This is a genomic window from Allosphingosinicella deserti (assembly GCF_003012735.1).
Classification (GTDB): Bacteria; Pseudomonadota; Alphaproteobacteria; order Sphingomonadales; family Sphingomonadaceae; genus Allosphingosinicella; species Allosphingosinicella deserti.
In genome coordinates, this window is sequence record NZ_PXYI01000008.1 from 233,771 (window position 1) to 249,966 (window position 16,196).

General features: G+C 68.8%; 14 protein-coding genes. 7 read left to right on the top strand and 7 right to left on the bottom strand.

Going from position 1 to position 16,196, the window contains the following annotated elements; genetic code table 11:
* Positions 1–58 precede the first annotated feature (58 nt).
* A complete protein-coding gene (locus C7I55_RS21980; RefSeq protein WP_106515170.1) occupies positions 59–1,495 on the bottom strand; it encodes a DEAD/DEAH box helicase in 1,437 nt (478 codons plus the stop codon).
* Between the two features lie 322 nt (positions 1,496–1,817).
* Here C7I55_RS21980 and C7I55_RS21985 point away from each other — a divergent pair, with 322 nt between their 5' ends.
* Positions 1,818–4,013 carry a PAS domain-containing sensor histidine kinase gene (locus C7I55_RS21985; protein WP_158266538.1) on the top strand — a complete coding sequence of 732 codons (2,196 nt, stop codon included), beginning with the start codon at positions 1,818–1,820 and terminating at the stop codon, positions 4,011–4,013.
* A 247-nt stretch (positions 4,014–4,260) separates the two neighbouring features.
* Here C7I55_RS21985 and C7I55_RS21990 read toward each other — a convergent pair whose 3' ends face one another.
* Both C7I55_RS21990 and C7I55_RS21995 read right to left on the bottom strand, forming a co-directional pair.
* Complete coding sequence (locus C7I55_RS21990) at positions 4,261–6,378, bottom strand: histidine kinase dimerization/phosphoacceptor domain -containing protein (RefSeq protein ID WP_106515172.1); 2,118 nt, start codon at positions 6,376–6,378, stop codon at positions 4,261–4,263.
* Positions 6,371–6,940 (bottom strand): biliverdin-producing heme oxygenase, encoded by a 570-nt coding sequence (locus C7I55_RS21995; RefSeq protein WP_106515173.1) that lies wholly within the window; start codon positions 6,938–6,940, stop codon positions 6,371–6,373. The genes C7I55_RS21990 and C7I55_RS21995 overlap by 8 nt, the downstream gene beginning before the upstream one ends.
* A 168-nt stretch (positions 6,941–7,108) precedes the next feature.
* On the opposite strand from C7I55_RS21995, the gene C7I55_RS22000 reads away from it, so the two are divergent.
* From C7I55_RS22000 to C7I55_RS22010, 3 genes are read left to right on the top strand one after another with little or no spacing between them, the layout of a single operon-like run.
* Entirely contained in the window at positions 7,109–8,791 is a 1,683-nt protein-coding gene (locus C7I55_RS22000; protein ID WP_106515174.1) for a DUF4153 domain-containing protein, read from the top strand.
* A gap of 14 nt (positions 8,792–8,805) precedes the next feature.
* The gene (locus tag C7I55_RS22005) at positions 8,806–9,510 is read left to right on the top strand and encodes a response regulator transcription factor (RefSeq protein ID WP_106515207.1); all 705 of its coding nucleotides are present in this window, start codon (positions 8,806–8,808) and stop codon (positions 9,508–9,510) included.
* On the top strand, positions 9,507–11,063 hold the full coding sequence (locus tag C7I55_RS22010; RefSeq protein WP_106515175.1) for a sensor histidine kinase: 1,557 nt from the start codon (positions 9,507–9,509) through the stop codon (positions 11,061–11,063). The genes C7I55_RS22005 and C7I55_RS22010 overlap by 4 nt, the downstream gene beginning before the upstream one ends.
* Positions 11,064–11,436: 373 nt before the next feature.
* Here the strand turns inward: C7I55_RS22010 and C7I55_RS22015 are convergent, their stop codons facing one another.
* Together C7I55_RS22015 and C7I55_RS22020 are read right to left on the bottom strand one after the other, a co-directional pair.
* Entirely contained in the window at positions 11,437–11,718 is a 282-nt protein-coding gene (locus C7I55_RS22015; protein WP_106515176.1) for a hypothetical protein, read from the bottom strand.
* Complete coding sequence (locus tag C7I55_RS22020; RefSeq protein WP_106515177.1) at positions 11,715–12,527, bottom strand: DUF5681 domain-containing protein; 813 nt, start codon at positions 12,525–12,527, stop codon at positions 11,715–11,717. The genes C7I55_RS22015 and C7I55_RS22020 overlap by 4 nt, the downstream gene beginning before the upstream one ends.
* Positions 12,528–12,936: 409 nt before the next feature.
* On the opposite strand from C7I55_RS22020, the gene C7I55_RS22025 reads away from it, so the two are divergent.
* Positions 12,937–13,272, top strand: a complete 336-nt coding sequence (locus C7I55_RS22025; RefSeq protein ID WP_106515178.1) for a type II toxin-antitoxin system TacA family antitoxin — start codon at positions 12,937–12,939, stop codon at positions 13,270–13,272.
* 12 nt (positions 13,273–13,284) lie between these two features.
* Positions 13,285–13,779, top strand: coding sequence for a GNAT family N-acetyltransferase (locus C7I55_RS22030; RefSeq protein ID WP_106515179.1), 495 nt, complete (start codon positions 13,285–13,287; stop codon positions 13,777–13,779).
* 134 nt (positions 13,780–13,913) lie between these two features.
* Here C7I55_RS22030 and C7I55_RS22035 read toward each other — a convergent pair whose 3' ends face one another.
* Positions 13,914–14,270, bottom strand: a complete 357-nt coding sequence (locus tag C7I55_RS22035; protein WP_408640623.1) for a putative quinol monooxygenase — start codon at positions 14,268–14,270, stop codon at positions 13,914–13,916.
* A 372-nt stretch (positions 14,271–14,642) separates the two neighbouring features.
* On the opposite strand from C7I55_RS22035, the gene C7I55_RS22040 reads away from it, so the two are divergent.
* Entirely contained in the window at positions 14,643–15,536 is an 894-nt protein-coding gene (locus C7I55_RS22040) for an exonuclease domain-containing protein (protein ID WP_233222349.1), read from the top strand.
* A 273-nt stretch (positions 15,537–15,809) separates the two neighbouring features.
* Here the strand turns inward: C7I55_RS22040 and C7I55_RS29300 are convergent, their stop codons facing one another.
* The gene (locus C7I55_RS29300; RefSeq protein WP_269845231.1) at positions 15,810–15,935 is read right to left on the bottom strand and encodes a hypothetical protein; all 126 of its coding nucleotides are present in this window, start codon (positions 15,933–15,935) and stop codon (positions 15,810–15,812) included.
* Between the last annotated feature and the right edge of the window lie 261 nt (positions 15,936–16,196).

Genomic DNA, 16,196 nt, shown 5'->3' on the forward strand with positions numbered 1-16,196 from the left:
ACCCCTCTCCCGCAGGGGAGAGGGCCTTCTCGCGGGAGAGGGTCATCGCTCTATCCGGTCAGCGCGCCTCGCGGCGGCCCTGGCCTTGGCCTGCGCCCTGGCTGCGGCCGGCATTGCGGCCGCCGCGTCCACCGCCGGGGCCCCCGCGTCCGGCACCCTGGCCGCCGCGATTGCCGCCCGGGCCGCCGCGTGCCGCACCGGGACCCGCAGAGGCACCTGCCGGCTTGGCGCTGAAGCGCTTGGCCGGGCGCTGGTGACGGCCGGTCTCCTGGTAGCGCTCTTCGCGCTCCTGGGCTGCGGCCGCTTCCGGATGCGCCTTGACCTGGCTGCGGATCTTGTTGGCCTCGTTATTGAAATTCTCCGGCAGCGCCTCGATCGCGATCTTCTGCTTGGTGAGCTTCTCGATGCCCTTCAAGTAAGCGCGCTCGTCCTCGGCACAGAAAGCGATGGCGACGCCCGCCGCGCCGGCCCGCGCGGTGCGGCCGATGCGGTGGACATATTGCTCGGGCACGTTGGGCAGATCGAAGTTGATCACGTGGCTGACGCCCGACACGTCGATGCCGCGGGCGGCGATGTCGGTGGCGATCAGGATCTTGACCTTGCCCGACTTGAACTCGCCGAGCGCACGCTCGCGCTGCGGCTGGCTCTTGTTGCCGTGAATGGCATTGGCCGGGATCGCACTGGCGGCAAGCTGCTTCACGATCCGATCGGCACCATGCTTGGTGCGCGAGAAGATCAGCACGCGGTCCATCGAGCCCTGCGGACCGAAGCCGTAGCGCAGCATCATCGTCAGCAAAGCCGGCTTCTCGGGCTGGTTGACGAAGGTCACGAACTGGTCGACGCGCTCGGCGGTCGAGGCGACCGGAGTCACCGCCACCTGGGCCGGATCGGTCAGGAACTTGTCGGCGAGATCCCGGATCGTCTTCGGCATGGTCGCCGAGAAGAACAAGGTCTGGCGCTTGGTCGGGAGCAGGCGGACGATCTGCTTCAGCGCGTGGATGAAGCCGAGATCGAGCATCTGATCGGCTTCGTCGAGCACCAGGATCTCGACGCTGTCGAGGTTCAAATGGCGCTGTTCGATGAGGTCGATCAGGCGGCCCGGGGTGGCGACGAGCACGTCGACGCCGCGCTGCACGTCCTGGCGGTTCTTGTTGATCGAGGTGCCGCCGAACACGGTCGCGACCGACATGTGCGAGAAGCGGCTATAGCCGCGCGCGCTCTCGGCGATCTGCGAGGCGAGCTCGCGGGTCGGGGCGAGGACGAGCATGCGGCACGAACGCGGCGCCGGGCGCTTCTTGGACTCGGTCAGGCGATCGATCGAGGGAAGCATGAACGCCGCCGTCTTGCCGGTGCCGGTCTGGGCGATGCCGAGCAGATCGCGGCCCTGGAGCAGGATCGGAATCGCCTGCGCCTGGATCGGCGAGGGCTGGGTATATTCCTTCAAAGCGAGCGCCTGAAGGACGGACTGCGACAGCCCGAGCGTTTCGAATGACATGGAGAGAGAGACTTCCAGTATTTGCGGCGTCCCCTCGCGCAGCCGAAACGGCGCGCGGAAACGCGGCGGGTTTCTGCCGACCCGCGTGAAATGGGAGGACGCTAAGAAAATACGAAGCAGAGCCGGGCGACGGGCGCCAGTTCACGCTGCAATAATGCTTCGCTGAACGCCATGTGGTCGATGCGGGCGAAAAAGTCAAGGCGCACCCCGGTTCCCAATGCTGCTCCCGTCGCACCTTGCTCCAGATCAAGCACTTGCCCGCGCGCCGCCCACTATTCAGCGTAGGTCCTTGCGCATACACTCGGAGGCGAAAGGGGGAGCCGTGGGGGACAGCGACGCAGAACCGGTGCCCGGCGCTCGGAGGGCGACGAAAGGCCATTGCGCCGCGGGAAGCGGCGCCGGCGGTGCGCACGAAATCGCCGGTGCGCTGCAGACCTATCGGCTGATCGTCGAGAGCATGACCGAAGGGGTGAGCCTGTCCACGGAGGACGGGATCATCGTCTACACCAACCCTGCCGAAGACCGGATGTTCGGCTATTCCGAGGGCGAATTGATCGGATGCCATGTCTCCACCCAGAATGCCGGTCCGGGGGAGGCCAATGACGATCGCGTCGCGGAGGTGATCGGCACCCTGCGCCGCGAGGGCGTGTGGGTCGGCGAGTGGCACAACCGCCGCAGGGACGGTTCGACCTTCTACACCGCGTCGCGGATCACCGCCGTCATGCTCGACGGCCGCACACACTGGCTTTGCGTCCAGCGCGACATCACCAAGGAACGGGCCGAGCGTGCCGCGCATGCCGGCACGAAGGAGCGGCTCCAGCTTGCCGTTGAAGGCACCGGCGCCGGGATCTATGACATGAACCTCGAGACCGGCATCGGCTATTGGTCCGAGAGCGTGTTCCGGATATTGGGCTTCGTGCCGACGCCGGACGGACGGGCGACGGTGCCGATGTGGCGGGAGCGTATCCACCCCGACGATGCCGACTCCGTGCTGACGGAGCATAAGCGCGCGATCGGCGGAAGCGGCGATTTCCGGCAGGAGTTCCGGATCGTTCGCGCCGACGACGGCAAAACCCGGTGGATCTCCGTGGTCGGTCGGATGGTCCCGGACGCGGTCGGGCTGCGATCGATCGGCACGATCGTCGATACGACCGAGCGCAAGCGGGTCGAAGCGGCGCAGCGTGACAGCGAAGCGCGCCTGCGGGTGGCGATGGAGGCGGGAAAGCTCGGCTCCTGGTGGTTCGACATCGAGAGCGGCACCGGCGGCTGGTCGGAATATTCCGCGCGGATGCTCGGCGTATCGGCGAAGAATCGGGCGGTCACGTTCGGCGAGTGGCGCGGCCTGGTCTATCCGGGCGACCGTGTTGCGGCGGAGGCGGCCTTCGCAGCAGCGATCGCCGGCGAGACCCCGATCTACGACGCCGAATATCGCGTCGTTCATCCCAATGGCGCCGTCCGCCGGCTGCACGCCGTCGGCGCGGTGGAGCGGGGCGCCGACGGCTGCGCGACCTATGTCGTCGGAACGTTCCGCGACGTCACCGACGAGCGCAATGCGAGCGAGGCGCTGGCCGAGAGCGCCGGCCGCCTGGATCTGGCGGTGACGGCGCACGGCATCGGCATCTTCGACTGGTACGTGCAGACGGGAAAGGTGGTCTGGACCGAGCAGGAGGAGACGCTGTTCGGCCTGCGCCCAGGCAGTTTCGGCGGCGACATCGCCGATTGGGCCAAATGCCTGCTGCCCGAGGATGCCGAAGCGATGCAGGCGGCGATGGGAGAGGCGATGGCGGAACGCCGCCCGCGGCTCGATTTCGCATTCCGCATCCGTCGGCCGGATGGCGCGATACGCTGGATCGAGGGCTCCGGCCGTTTTCTCTATGGGGACGACGGCACGCCGCTGCGCATGGTCGGCACCAACATGGACGTGACCGAGCGGCGCCGGGCCGAGGACCATCAGCGGCTGCTGGTCAACGAGCTCAACCACCGCGTCAAGAACACGTTGGCCATCGTCCAGGGCATCGCCCACCAGAGCTTCCGCGGCCCCGCCGTTCCCGCGGAAATCCGGTCGGCCTTCGACGGGCGGCTGGCCGCGCTCTCCGCCGCCCACAACCTGCTCACCCGCGAAAGCTGGGAGGCGGCATCGATCGCGCAGGTCGTCGCCGACGCGGTGGCGCCGCTGCAGAGCGGTCGGGTCGAGACTTCGGGGCCCGATCTGCGGCTGCCCGCCAAGACCGCGGTCGCGCTGGCGCTGGCCCTGCACGAGCTGTGCACCAATGCCGCCAAATATGGCGCGCTCTCGTCGCCGGATGGGACGGTGGCGGTCGAATGGGTCGTGGCGGGCGAGATGCTGCGCTTCAGCTGGCGCGAAAGCGGCGGCCCGCGGGTGGTGACGCCGACCCGCCGCGGCTTCGGCACCCGCATGATCGAGCGCGCGCTCGCCGCCGAATTCGGCGGCACCGCCACCATCGCATTCCCGCCCGAAGGCGTGATCTGCACACTCGAGGCGCGGCTGCCAGCCTGACAGCCGGGCACCAGGCGGAGGCTGTCCGCGCGACGCCTTGCCGGCTCGCCCGGCAACGACATCCTCCGGCTGCGCAGTCGCGACGATCGCGACATCGAGGCCGAGGATCGAGCCACGCTCAGCATTCACGGGGGCACCGACTTGCTTCTGTCGGCCAATGCTGGCGGTCGGCACCGCCCAAGGGACGCTCTGGCCGCGCTGCGCCTCGGCGGCCCGTCGGCGCGACGATCCGGGGTGGGTCCGCCGATCAGACCACACGATCGGGCAAGGTGAGCGTGGCGCGGGTGCCGGGACCGTTGTCGTGGAAGTCGATGCGGCCCTTGAGCTGACGGACGAGGCCGCGGGTCAGCCTGGAGCCGAAGCTGCCGGCTTTCTCGGCTCCGGCGAAGCCCTTGCCGCGATCGCAGACCGAGACTTCCAGCCCGCCGCCTTCCGACTTCTGCTCGGCGCGAAGCTCCAGCGGGCCGATGGCGCCGTCATAGGCGTGCTTGACCGCGTTGGTCAGCAATTCGGTGACAAGCAAAGCCAGGATCACCGCGTCGCCGGTCGCGACCCGCACCGGCGCCACCCGAACGACGAGCTGGCTTTCCCAGGCCGGGCCCCAGCTCTCGACCAGGCTTTCGCCGATTTCCTCGAGGAAGGTGTCGAGATTGATCGTGTCCGCCTCGTCGGCGCGCCACAGCCGGCGGTGCGCCATGGCGACGGCCATCACCCGCTGGCGCGCGAGCTCGAACTGGTGCCGGATCGCTTCGTCGTCGACGTCCGCCGCCTGGATGTGGAGCATCGAGGTGACCAGCTGCAGGCTGTTCTGGACCCGGTGATGCACCTCGCGCATCAGCAGATCCTTCTTGTCGATGATCTCGTCGCGGGCGCTGACCGCGGTTCGCAGCTGGCGGTTGAGATCGGCCAGGTTCTTCTGGCGGGCGAGATCGCACACCGCCTCCCCGAACCGCCGCGCGGCTTCGATCTCCGTGTCGGTCCAGGGAGCGGAGCGGCCGCGAACCGTTTCCCGCCAGAGGTCGAAGGACTTGCGCGGGGTCAGCATCCCCGCCGGGCCTTCCACCGCCTTGTGGGGATTGCCGGCCCAATTCACCGCTTCGACCTGCTCGGCCCGGAACCACATCAGCACAAGGCCGGGCTCGCGGCGGACGACCGAGGCGGCAAGGCCGCTGGCCGCCCCGGCGAACGCCTCCGCCGGTGGATAGGACTCGCGGAGACTGCTGCTTGCGAATACGGGCGCATCCCGCCGCAGCAGCCACTGCACAAGCGCCGAGACCGCCGCTTCGTCGGGCGCCGAGCCGGTAACCGTGATCGTGCCGTCGCTCCACACCGCGGCACCGTCGCATGGCAGCAGCGCCGCGACGTCGGGGATCGATGCGTCGAGCGCCGCCTCGATGCTGTCCATGTCGAGCAGCAAGGGGACGAGCTCCTCCCGCCGCCGGGCATATCGCAGCGCCTGGGCGTGGCTGGCGGCATCAGCGCGGCGGGCGATGTCGGTGGCAAGCAATTCGGCGACCAGGCAGCAGAGCTGGCGCGCCTCGTGCGGGATGGCGCGCGGGGCGTTGGCGTGACAGGCGATCAGGCCCCACAATTTGTCGTCGACGACGATCGACACCGAAGCCGACGCTGCGACGCCCATGTTGCGCAGATATTGGAGATGGATCGGAGAGACGCTGCGCAGGATGCAGTCGCTCATGTCGATCACGCCCGCATCGCCGATCAGCGGCGCCGGCGTGTAGGCGATGTCGGGGATGAGGCGGATGCGGTTGCGGACGTAGAGCGCGCGCGCCTGCTGGGGAATGTCGGTCGCCGGGAAATGCTGGTGCAGCAATGTCTGCGACGGGTCGGAAAGGGCCTCCGCAATCACCCGCCCCGCGCCGTCGCCAAGGAAGCGATAGACCATCACCCGGTCGTAGCCGGTAACCTGCTGCACGGTCGCAGCCGCGGCCTGGCAGGCGGCGATCGGAGTGTGGGCGGCGGCGATCGACCGCGCCGCATCCTGCACCCTCGCGAGCGCCTCGGCGGCGCTGGGCGGGGCGGTATCGATCGGTTCCAGCTCGACGATCAGCGAAGGGCCTTGGTGATGCGTCGTGACGTCGAGGGAGGATCCGTCCTGTGCCTCAAGGATCCCGCGGTGGCCGGTGCCGGCGAGCCGGCGGCGGATGTCGGCGCCGAGAAGCTGCTCGACCGGCAGGCCGAGCGGCGTCCCGGAGCGGCCGAGATGGCGATCGAAATCGCCCGCGCAGCCGACGATCGCGCCGGATTGGTCGAGGACGATCAGCAGGCCGTGCGGCTGGATCGCGCCGGGGATGTGGATCGGCTCGCGATCGCATATGGTGAGATCGGACGCCGGCAGCTCAGCCATGGACGGTCTCCCGTTCGAGGCAGCGTTCGAACAAGGCGAAAGCCGCCTCGGCGCCGGCAATCATCGCTGCCCGCTGCGCCGGAATGCCGCCCTCGCGCTCGATCAACGCGCACAGGGCTCGCCAGCGCGCCCCATCCTCGGGACCGCCGGCGAAGAAGGTGCGGCCCCTCACGTCGGGAAGCAGATAATCGAGCTGCCGCGCGATCACCCGGCCGCCGAGCGTCGACCCCTGCGCGACATAGAGGCAGCCGAGGGCCGCGCCCGGGGCGTCGGGCGGGCACCAGGGCGCCGGGCCGCGCGGGGGCACTGCTCCGAGGTGATGAAGATCGGCCTCGAGGCGGCCGATGCGATCGCCGGACCGCGCCGCCGTGCCCCAGGCGGCGCCGCACCGGCCCTCCAGCGTGATGTGAAAAAGATGCAGGCAGCCGAGCAGGGCGGCATAGGCCGGGCGGCCGAGCCGTCCGGCGGCAATGTCGGCGAACGGCGGGGCGTGGTGCAAGCGCTCGTGCACCTCCTCCGTCGCGGTTCGGAGGGCGGAGCGTGCGGTCGCGGCGGAAGTCATCGGAGCGACTGCTGGCAGCCAAGGGCCTCGCTCGCAACGGGAAATCGTCACGCGGGGGCATGATCTGCACCGATTCTGCACGGGCTGCGCGCCGAAAGCACGCACCCGTCCCAACCCGCCTCGACACGTCTCCGCCAGGACAGGCATCTCATCACAGGGAGGCAATCCATGTATCTCGATGCCGTCGCACCCGCATCCTCGGCGGGCAAGCGGGGCCGGTTCAGTTTCGGGCTGAAGCTGTTCCTTGCCGTCAGCCTGCTCTTCGTTGCGGACCGGCTCTTCTACGGCGTCGGCGCAGGCTCGACGGCCGGGCTCTTCGCCGGGCTGCTGATCGCCGCGGCCGCGCTCGCACGGCCGGCGATCCGGCGCAGCGTCGCGGCCTCGATCGCCGCCGGAGCGGCTCTGCTGTTCGCGGTCGCCCTGTTCGCCGATCCGTCGCTGCTCGCGGCGGCCCTGTTCTGGGCGGCAGTCTCGATGATGGTGCTGCTGCCCCGCATCGGCTTCGACAACGGCCTGCGCTGGGCCGTGCGCGTCGGCTATCAGCTCGTCGCCGCCGCTGCGTTGCCGTTCCGCGATTTCGGCAAGGTCCAGCGCGCGCGCCGCCGCCGGGCCCGATCCAGAACCCACAGCAGGATCGCGCTGTTCGGGCTGCCGTTCATGGGCAGTCTCGTCTTCCTCGCCCTCTTCGCCCGCGCCAATCCGCTGATCGGCGAGGCGCTCAGCGTCGAATGGAGCGAGGCGGCGGCCGGCCTGTCGTTCGCGCGGCTCGGCTTCTGGCTGCTGTCCGCGGTCGCCATCTGGAGCCTGCTGCGGCCGGCGCTGTTGCGGCTCGGCCGGATCGATCTGGTCGAGGAGGATTTCGCGCTGCCGGGCGTCAGTCTGGCGTCCGTGACGCTGTCGCTGATCGCGTTCAACCTCATCTTCGCGCTGCAGAACGCGCTCGACGTCGCCTTTCTGTGGAGCGGCGCACCCTTGCCCGGCGATCTCACGCTTGCCGATTACGCGCATCGCGGCGCCTATCCGCTGATCGCCACCGCCTTGCTCGCCGCCTTGTTCGTGCTGGTCACCCTGCGGCCCGGCACCGAGATGGCGGAGAGCCGGCTCGTTCGCCGGCTGGTGTCGGTGTGGATCGCGCAGAACGTGCTGCTGGTCGCGTCGACGATGCTTCGCACGATCGACTATGTCGAAGCCTATTCGCTGACGATCCTGCGGATCTCGGCCTTGCTGTGGATGGCCTTGGTCGCGATCGGCCTGATGCTGATCTGCTGGCGGCTGTGGGGCCGCAAGAGCGCGCGCTGGCTGATCAACGCCAACCTGCTCGCCGCCGGCCTGCTGCTCTCGGCCTGCGCGTTCGTCGATCTCGGCGCCGTCGCCGCGTCGTGGAACGTGCGCCATGCCCGCGAGGCGGGCGGCAAGGGCGCTGCGCTCGACCTCTGCTATCTCGGTCAGCTCGGCGACTCCGCTCTGCTGCCGGTTATCGAGCTCGAAAGCCGAATCAAGGAGCCGGCCTTCCGCGGAAAGCTGGCGTGGATCCGCAACACCAGGCTGCTTGCGCTCGAGGCGCGGCAGCGGGACTGGCGGACCTGGACAATGCTCGGCGCGCGCCGGCTGGAAGCGGCGCGGACAGCGGCGAGCGCGCACCGCCTGCCGCGCTTCGCCCCGGATGCGCGCGGCTGCGACGCCGCGCCGGCGCCGCTCCCGCCTCCGCCCGTGGTCGCACAGCCGGCTCCGCCGCTTCCCTCCGCGGGAGTGGAGAGGACCGGAACGCCTGCGGGAGTGGAGCCGATCGGCACGCCGACGCCCGCGGAGCGGGACGCACGCACCACTTTGACAGCCCCTGCCGCACGGTGACAGAGATGAATGCGATGACCCACAAGATCCTCGTCGTCGACGACGACGCCCATATCCGCCAGGTCCTGACCTTCGCGCTCGGCAAGGCCGGCATGGAAACGAGCGAGGCCGGCGACGGCGAAGCCGCCCTTGCCGCGATCGCGCGCGAGCGCCCGGACCTCGTCGTCCTCGACATCAACATGCCGCGGATGGACGGCCTCGAAGTGTGCCGGCGGCTGCGGACCAGCGGCGACCTTCCGATCCTGTTCCTCTCCTCCCGGGACGACGAGATCGACCGGGTCGTCGGGCTCGAGCTCGGCGCCGACGATTATGTGGTGAAGCCCTTCTCGCCGCGCGAGGTCGTTGCCCGGGTCGGCGCGATCCTCAAGCGCGGTGGGCGAGCCGCAGCCGGCGAGCAGCCCAGGGGGCCGGTGGTGCACAACAATCTTCGCCTCGATCCGGAAGCCTGGGAAGCGCAATGGGCGGGCACCGACGTGCCCGTTACGGTCACCGAGTTCCAGCTGCTGCTGGCGCTGGCGAGCGTGCCGTCGAAGGTGTTCAGCCGCGACGCGATCATCGACCGCCTGCACGGGCCGGGCTTCGCGGTCACCGACCGCACCATCGACAGCCACATTCGCAACGTCCGCCACAAATTCGCGAGGCTCGGCGGCAGCGATCTGATCGAGACCAAGGCCGGCGTCGGTTATCGCATCGGCCGCTGTCTCGGCGAGCCGGCTTGATCCGAGCCGCCAAGGACTGGGTGAAGGCCCATTGGCCGGCGCTTCGCCTGCGCACCATCCTGTTCGCGACCCTGCTGTTCGTCGCGGCTTTGCCCGGCATCGGCGCGGTGTTCCTGCGCGTCTACGAGAATACATTGGTCCAGCAGACCGAGGCGGAGCTGATTGCGCAAGGGGCGGTGCTGGCTGGGGTCTATCGGAGCTCATGGCCGGATCCGCTGCCGCCGCCGCCCGAGCGGCTGGAGCCGCAGCAGCCCCAGATCGATCTCAACGCGATGTCGACCCTGCCGTCGCAGGCCGATTGGCGGACGACCGCGGACTCCGCCGAAGCGCCGGCGCGGCAGGCCGGGCTGCGGCTGCTGCCGATCGCCCGCGAGACGACCCGGATCACCCTGGCCGCGATCCGCGTGCTCGACGCCCGGGGGATCGTCGTCCTCGGCCGCGGCGACCTGCGCAAGAGCTATGCCCATCTGCCCGAAGTGCGCGCGGCGATGGCGGGGCGGACGGTGACGATGCTGCGCGAGAACGACGCCTATGAGGTCCGGTATCCGCTGCAATGGCTGAGCCGCGCCGCGACCGTCCGCGTACACTATGTGCGGCCGATCGAGGGCGGCGGTCGGGTGATCGGGATCCTGATGCTTTCGCGCTCGCCGCGCGGGCTGTTCGTCGGACTCTACCAGGATCGCGGCAAGATCCTGCTCGGAATTGCCTTGATCTTCGCCACGTTGCTGGTGCTCGCCGCCTTGCTGTCGCGCGGCATCACCCGGCCGATCGAGGCGCTGAGCGAAGCGACCGAGAATGTCGCCCGCGGCGCCGTGTCGGTGCCGGAGCCGCCGCCGACCGCGGCGATCGAGATCCAGGCGCTCTACGTCAATTTCGCCGCCATGGCCGAGCGGATCGAGCGGCGCTCGCGCTACCTGCGCGACTTCGCCGCCGCCGTCAGCCACGAGCTCAAGACTCCGATCGCCGGGATCAAGGGCGTGCTCGAACTCATGGCTGAGCACCCGACCATGCGCGACGACGAGCGCGCGCGTTTCCTGCGCAACGCCAATGCCGATGCCGACCGGCTCTCGCACTTGCTCCGACGGCTGCTCGATCTCGCCCGCGCCGACATGGCGCTGGCGCCGGAGGACAGCGCCGGCGCGGTCGCCGATCCGGCGCTGCGGGTGGCGGACGCGCACCGCAATGCGGCGTTCGACGTCGTCCTGGCGGTGGCCGATCTGCCGAGCGTCTCGGCGCCCGAGGAATTGCTGGAGGCGGTGCTCGAAACCCTGGTCGAGAACAGCCGCCAGGCCGGCGCGCAGCGAGTCACCATCGAAGGGCGGGCGGAGGCGGCGCGGGTGCGGCTGATCGTCGCGGACGACGGCCCCGGAATCCCCGGCGCCGATCATGAGCGCATCTTCGAGCCGTTCCACACCAGCCGCCGCGCCGAGGGGGGCTCGGGACTCGGCCTGTCGATCGCGCGATCGCTGCTGGCGGCGTGCGGCGGCACCATCGTCAGCGTGCCGGCTCAGCATGGCGCGCGGTTCGAGATCTGCCTGCCGGTGGCGCGGTGACTCCACCCCTCCCCGGAAGGGAGGAGCCGGGCGTGGGTGGCGAGCATCGCGAGCCCTCGTTTGCGTCGCCGTCTACGCAGCGGCGTGTTCGTGCGTAACGGGACCGAGCGCATTCTCCTGTCGGGCGGCGAGGCGACGCTGCTGCCGATTCTCCCCCATCCTTCGGCCCATCTCGGACAGGCCACGCGACGAAGCGGCACGAAGCCGCGAAGGTGGGAACGCCGGAGCCCCGGCGGCGATGCCGCGCGCGGCAATTCTCGGCGGCTGGCAATCCGCTGCCCCGCCCTCGAACAACAGGCGCAATACAGGGGAAGTCGGGCCCTTGGATCGAAGAGGTCCGCACGAGGAATTCCCACGGAGGAAGGCCACGCGGTCAACGGCCGGTGCCGCGACGCGCCCGGCCGGCGGCGGTGAGCAGCCGTGCGTGGGCGGTCAGCAGCTTCATCATGCCTTGCGCCTCGCGGAGGGTGATCTCGCCGGCGGCGACCGACGCGATCACGGCGGCGCCGGCCTTTGCCACATCGTCGGCCGACTCGATCCTCGGCAGGTCGATCGCCAGCAACGGATCGTTCGGCTGCGGCAGCAGGCGGGAAAGGCCGGCGGTCCGGCCGGCGGAACTGGTCGAAGTGCCGCGAGGGATGGGCCGCGGCATCATGCGCGCGCCCCGGCCCGCCGGGCGTCCTGAAATACAGGCGGAATACAGGCGCCCTGGTGCGGCGGGAGGCGGGAGGCGCTTGCCGAGAGATCGCGGAGGATTGGGTTTCGTCGCGTTGGCGTAGCAAAGGCTGCGACCGATCTCAGGGCAGGCCCTTCGACTCGGCCCAGTACAGGCCCTTCGGCAGCACTCAGGAGAGCCCCGACATCGGCAAGCGGGTCTTGGCGGTGGTGCCGTGAGCCCGGGGGCGCCTGCGGGCGCGGAGTGTCGCTTTTGGTGGCAAGAACAGGCGAAATACAGGGATCCGCCGCCGGCGCGGCTGGGGCGGGAGGCGCGGTGCGGTACGTCGTGCGGCCCGCAGCAGGTTTCGACGCGGACGCGTCTGCTCCGGGTGCGCTGCTGCGCCGTTCGTCGGCCTGAACGAATGTCAGTTGGCGGGCGAGCAGCTTCATCACATGCTGCGCTTCGATCGGCGTGACCTCGCCGGCGGCCACCGCCGCGATCAGCGCGGATCCGGCGTGTGCCACGTCTGCCGCCGAGGCAATGTCGGGCAGGTCGATGTCGACCGGTACGTCCTTCGCGGGCGGCATCAGCCGGGTGAAGCAGGCGCGCAAGGCGGGCCATTCTCCGGCGAGGGCACGATCGACCACGGCGCGCACGATCGCGTTATCCTCGCCGTCGTCCAGCATCTCCCGCAGCCGCGACGCCTTGTTGCGCGCGCCGCGCGGCCGCCCGGCGGGATTTCCGCTGCGGCCGGGAAGGAACTGACCGGTGGTGGCGCGGGCAGACGCGGTGGCGGGATCCGGCATGGTGATCTCCTCGAGCGAAAGGGGCAGCTGGGGACGTTCGCCCTCAACGCTTATGTTCCTTATCTGTTCTGTACGCGGAAATGCTTTCGGCATCAAGTGAAATGTTGCGACTATCGCATGACTGTTCCTCGTCGGGGTCGCTGCTGGTGGTGGTCGCCTGCGTTCTTGTTCGGAGGAGACGGCAGCCCTGCGGGGCTCTTACACGCGAAGGACGCCCTTCGGCGGAGCTCCGGGCAGGCTATGGTCGAACGGACGGGCGGATCGCAGTGCCTTTCCAGGCGCTCTTCGTCTCCGCGCTCTGTGTAAACTTGTCAGAGATCTGCTGACTCGGAGGGGCGTAGCAAGGGTGCGATGCATAACGCCGTTCCTGTGTATTGACGTTGTGGGTACAAACGATCATCTTCTGCACATGACGAGGGCACGGCTGAATTCCGATCCTGCTGACGGCAAGGATGCCATTTTCGAGCGCCGTAACACCGGCGAGCCCAGGGCCAGCATCAACTTGCGCATCGAAACGCAAACCCGCCAGCTGATCGACGAGGCGGCCGCCTTGCTCGGCAAGACCCGCACCGAATTCATGGTCGACACTGCCCGCACGCGCGCGGTTGACGTGCTGCTGGACCAGCGGCTGTTCGCGGTCGATGCCGGGCGCTACGACGCTTTCGTCGACCTGCTCGACAATCCTCCGGCGCCCGGGCCGAAACTGCGCGCCTTGCTCCGGCGTAAACCGACCTGGCAGGCCTGAGCGCGGTTCGCCATGCATCTGTCGGCACCGGTTGCGCTTGCTGCAGATCACGATCTCGAAGCCTTCGATTGCGGCGCGCTGGCGCTCGACGCCTGGCTGAAGCAGCGCGCGCGCAAGAATGAGAGCCGTTTTTCCCGAACCTACGTGGTGTGCGACGGCGACCGTGTCGTCGCCTACTTCTCCGTCTCGGCGGGGGCGGTCGAACGTGCGGCGACGCCCGGCGGCCTGCGGCGCAATGCACCCGACACCGTGCCCGTTTCGATCATCGGCCGGCTTGCCGTGGACCGGGGCTATGCCGGGCAGGGGCTCGGCGCCGATATGCTCTCGGACGCCCTGCGCCGGATCGCGGCCGCGTCGCAGACGATCGGCATCGCTGCCGTGATGGTTCAGGCCAAGGACGAAAGGGCGAAGCTCTTTTATCTCGCCTGCGCCGAGTTCCAGGCGTTTCCAGGCGACAGCCGGACGCTCTTTCTTCCGATCGAGACGGTGACGGCGGCCTTCGGCTGAACAGGCCGCACACTTGCCTGGGACAAAGACGTTCGCCGGAGACCAGCCCGCCACTTCCGGCATTTGGCGCCCGGTGCGTGCGGCCTTCGCGTTCGAGGAGCGTGTCGCCGTTCCTTGAACGCCACCGACCCGGACTAAAGCGCGCGGGGTTCTCCGACCTCGTAGACGCGGAGGTCACGATCGCCGATCCCGAGCGCGGCCCAGGTGGCACGCCATTCGGCGAGATGCGGCGCTGCGCAGTGGCGGTCGAGTGCGCCCCGATCCACCCAAAGCTCCTTCACGTGGATCAGGCCGGGATCGAACACGTCCTCGGCATAGCCATATTCGACGCAGCCTTCCTCGGCCCGGCTGGCCTCGGCCATGCGTTTCATGACCGGCCGGGCCGCGGCGAGATTCCGGGCGGGCAGGCGGATGGTTCCGACGACGAGCAACACGCGGCGAGCGTAAAGCGCTTTGGGCGCGAGCGGAAGCGTCTTGCGGGGCGGAGGCACGCCTTCGCCGACCGATCTCGCATGCACCGCTTCGAAGTTTAATCCCGTCCACAAAGGGCTCGAGTCGTCCGGACGACGGACTCGCCATCTCCGCGTTTAGCCTATCGACACCGCGAGCCGAATTGTCTCCTTCGGACTTCCGCAGCGGCTGGCGGCGACTCAATCATGTGCACTGTCACCGGAACTGAATCATGTGCACTGTCACCGGAACTGTCCGGAACTCTACGCGCGCTTGCAGCATCCGGCGGATCGCCCCGCACGGCTTCAGGGACCAACGGGTCCCTGCCGCCGCGAGATCTCGGTCGGCAGCCAGCGAGTGTCCGCGCTCGAAACGCGCTAGGAGTGACGCGCAAAGGCCGCTATGATCGCGTTATGTTCCACCCGATTTCCCCAGAGCAGGACCTGCCAGTCGTGGCCGGCGAGCAGTTCGAGACGGACAATGCGCCCGATTTCGTGTCGGTCGATGTCGAAACAGCATGCGGCCGGGTCAGCAGCATCTGCCAGATCGGAATCGTGGGTTTCCGAGGCGGAGACATCACCTTCGAGTATGAAACGCTGATCGACCCGCGCGACTATTTCAGCCGCTTCAACACGCGCATCCACGGCATCTCTGCCGACCATGTCGCTGGCAAGCCGTGCTTCGGCGATCTCCACGGGGTCATCGACGGGCATCTGGCAGGCCGCGTCACGGTTGCCCATTCCTATTTCGACAAGGGCGCACTTGCCGCAGCATGCCGAGTCCATGATCGCGCGCTAATCGAGGCGACTTGGCTCGACAGCGTGCGCGTCGCCAAGCGCGCTTGGCCGAACCTTGGCAGTCACCGGCTCAACGTTGTTTCCAAGCATCTCGGCATTCGCCTCAACCATCATGATGCGTTGAGCGACGCCCGCGCAGCTGGGCTGATCGTACTGCGTGCCGTGGAGGAGACCGGTTTTCCGTTGGCCGCCTGGCTCGCCACCCCGAAGCGCGGCCGTGCCTCGCCCGCGCCAACACCGGCGTTGTCCGGACCGCTTGTCGGCCAGCGCGTCGCCATCCTCGGCGAGCCCCGGCATGGCGCACTCGCTCATCGCATCGCCGCGCAGGGTGGACGGGTCGTGGCAGCCGTGGGAAAAACCACGACTATGCTGGTGGTCGTCGCGGACGAGCCCTTCGGTTACGTCCGGTACGATGCCGAGTTCAGGAGAGCGCGCGAGCTGCAGGAAGCGGGCAGCGCCATCGAGATCGTGAGTGCCGCCGCGCTGGGCGACCGCCTTCCCGACATCTGAAGGCAGCCAGCCAAGATGAAAAATTGGCCGGGGCCAAGTCTCTGCCCCGCCTCCGCAGGAAGGGGCCGGCGTGCCACAGAGCTGGACCGGATGGGAAGCTGGCTCAGCCTTGAGACGGTTAGCATCGGCGGGATTGTCCGGCCGTCCTGGCGCCAGGCCCCTACGGCAGCAAGCGACCAACTACGGCCGTCCCGCGCGGGCCGCCGTTTGGCCAGGTTCGGCAGACGCTGCCGTTAAGCCGTCCCGAACCTGCTGGTCGGCTCAGCGCCACTTCTAGACGTTTGCGCAGGTTTGAAAGCGGTCGTTGAATTCACGCTGGTTGAAGAGCTCGCCGCTCGAGCCGTCCGGGCGACGGACTCGCCAATCCCGCGTGTAGACCATCGACACTGCGCGCCGCATTGTCTCCTTCGGGGTTCCGCAGCGGCTGGCGGCGATGCAATCATGTGCACTGTCACCGGAACTCAGCAAGCGACCAACTACGGCCGTCCCGCGCGGGCCGCCGTTTGGCCAGGTTCGGCAGACGCTGCCGTTAAGCCGTCCCGAACCTGCTGGTCGGCTCAGCGCCACTTCTAGACGTTTGCGCAGGTTTGAAAGCGGTCGTTGAATTCACGCTGGTTGAAGAGCTCGCCGCTCGAGCCGTCCGGGCGACGGACTCGCCAA

What these genes read in the sequence shown, in the direction of transcription:
- C7I55_RS22040 (WP_233222349.1), top strand. Translation starts at nt 14,643, where the DNA reads ATGTTCCACCCGATTTCCCCAGAGCAGGACCTGCCAGTCGTGGCCGGC.
- C7I55_RS22030 (WP_106515179.1), top strand. Translation starts at nt 13,285, where the DNA reads ATGCATCTGTCGGCACCGGTTGCGCTTGCTGCAGATCACGATCTCGAA.
- C7I55_RS21980 (WP_106515170.1), bottom strand. Translation starts at nt 1,495, where the DNA reads ATGTCATTCGAAACGCTCGGGCTGTCGCAGTCCGTCCTTCAGGCGCTC.
- C7I55_RS22015 (WP_106515176.1), bottom strand. Translation starts at nt 11,718, where the DNA reads ATGATGCCGCGGCCCATCCCTCGCGGCACTTCGACCAGTTCCGCCGGC.
- C7I55_RS22005 (WP_106515207.1), top strand. Translation starts at nt 8,806, where the DNA reads ATGACCCACAAGATCCTCGTCGTCGACGACGACGCCCATATCCGCCAG.
- C7I55_RS21995 (WP_106515173.1), bottom strand. Translation starts at nt 6,940, where the DNA reads ATGACTTCCGCCGCGACCGCACGCTCCGCCCTCCGAACCGCGACGGAG.
- C7I55_RS29300 (WP_269845231.1), bottom strand. Translation starts at nt 15,935, where the DNA reads ATGCGGCGCGCAGTGTCGATGGTCTACACGCGGGATTGGCGAGTCCGT.
- C7I55_RS22025 (WP_106515178.1), top strand. Translation starts at nt 12,937, where the DNA reads ATGACGAGGGCACGGCTGAATTCCGATCCTGCTGACGGCAAGGATGCC.
- C7I55_RS21990 (WP_106515172.1), bottom strand. Translation starts at nt 6,378, where the DNA reads ATGGCTGAGCTGCCGGCGTCCGATCTCACCATATGCGATCGCGAGCCG.
- C7I55_RS22000 (WP_106515174.1), top strand. Translation starts at nt 7,109, where the DNA reads ATGTATCTCGATGCCGTCGCACCCGCATCCTCGGCGGGCAAGCGGGGC.
- C7I55_RS22020 (WP_106515177.1), bottom strand. Translation starts at nt 12,527, where the DNA reads ATGCCGGATCCCGCCACCGCGTCTGCCCGCGCCACCACCGGTCAGTTC.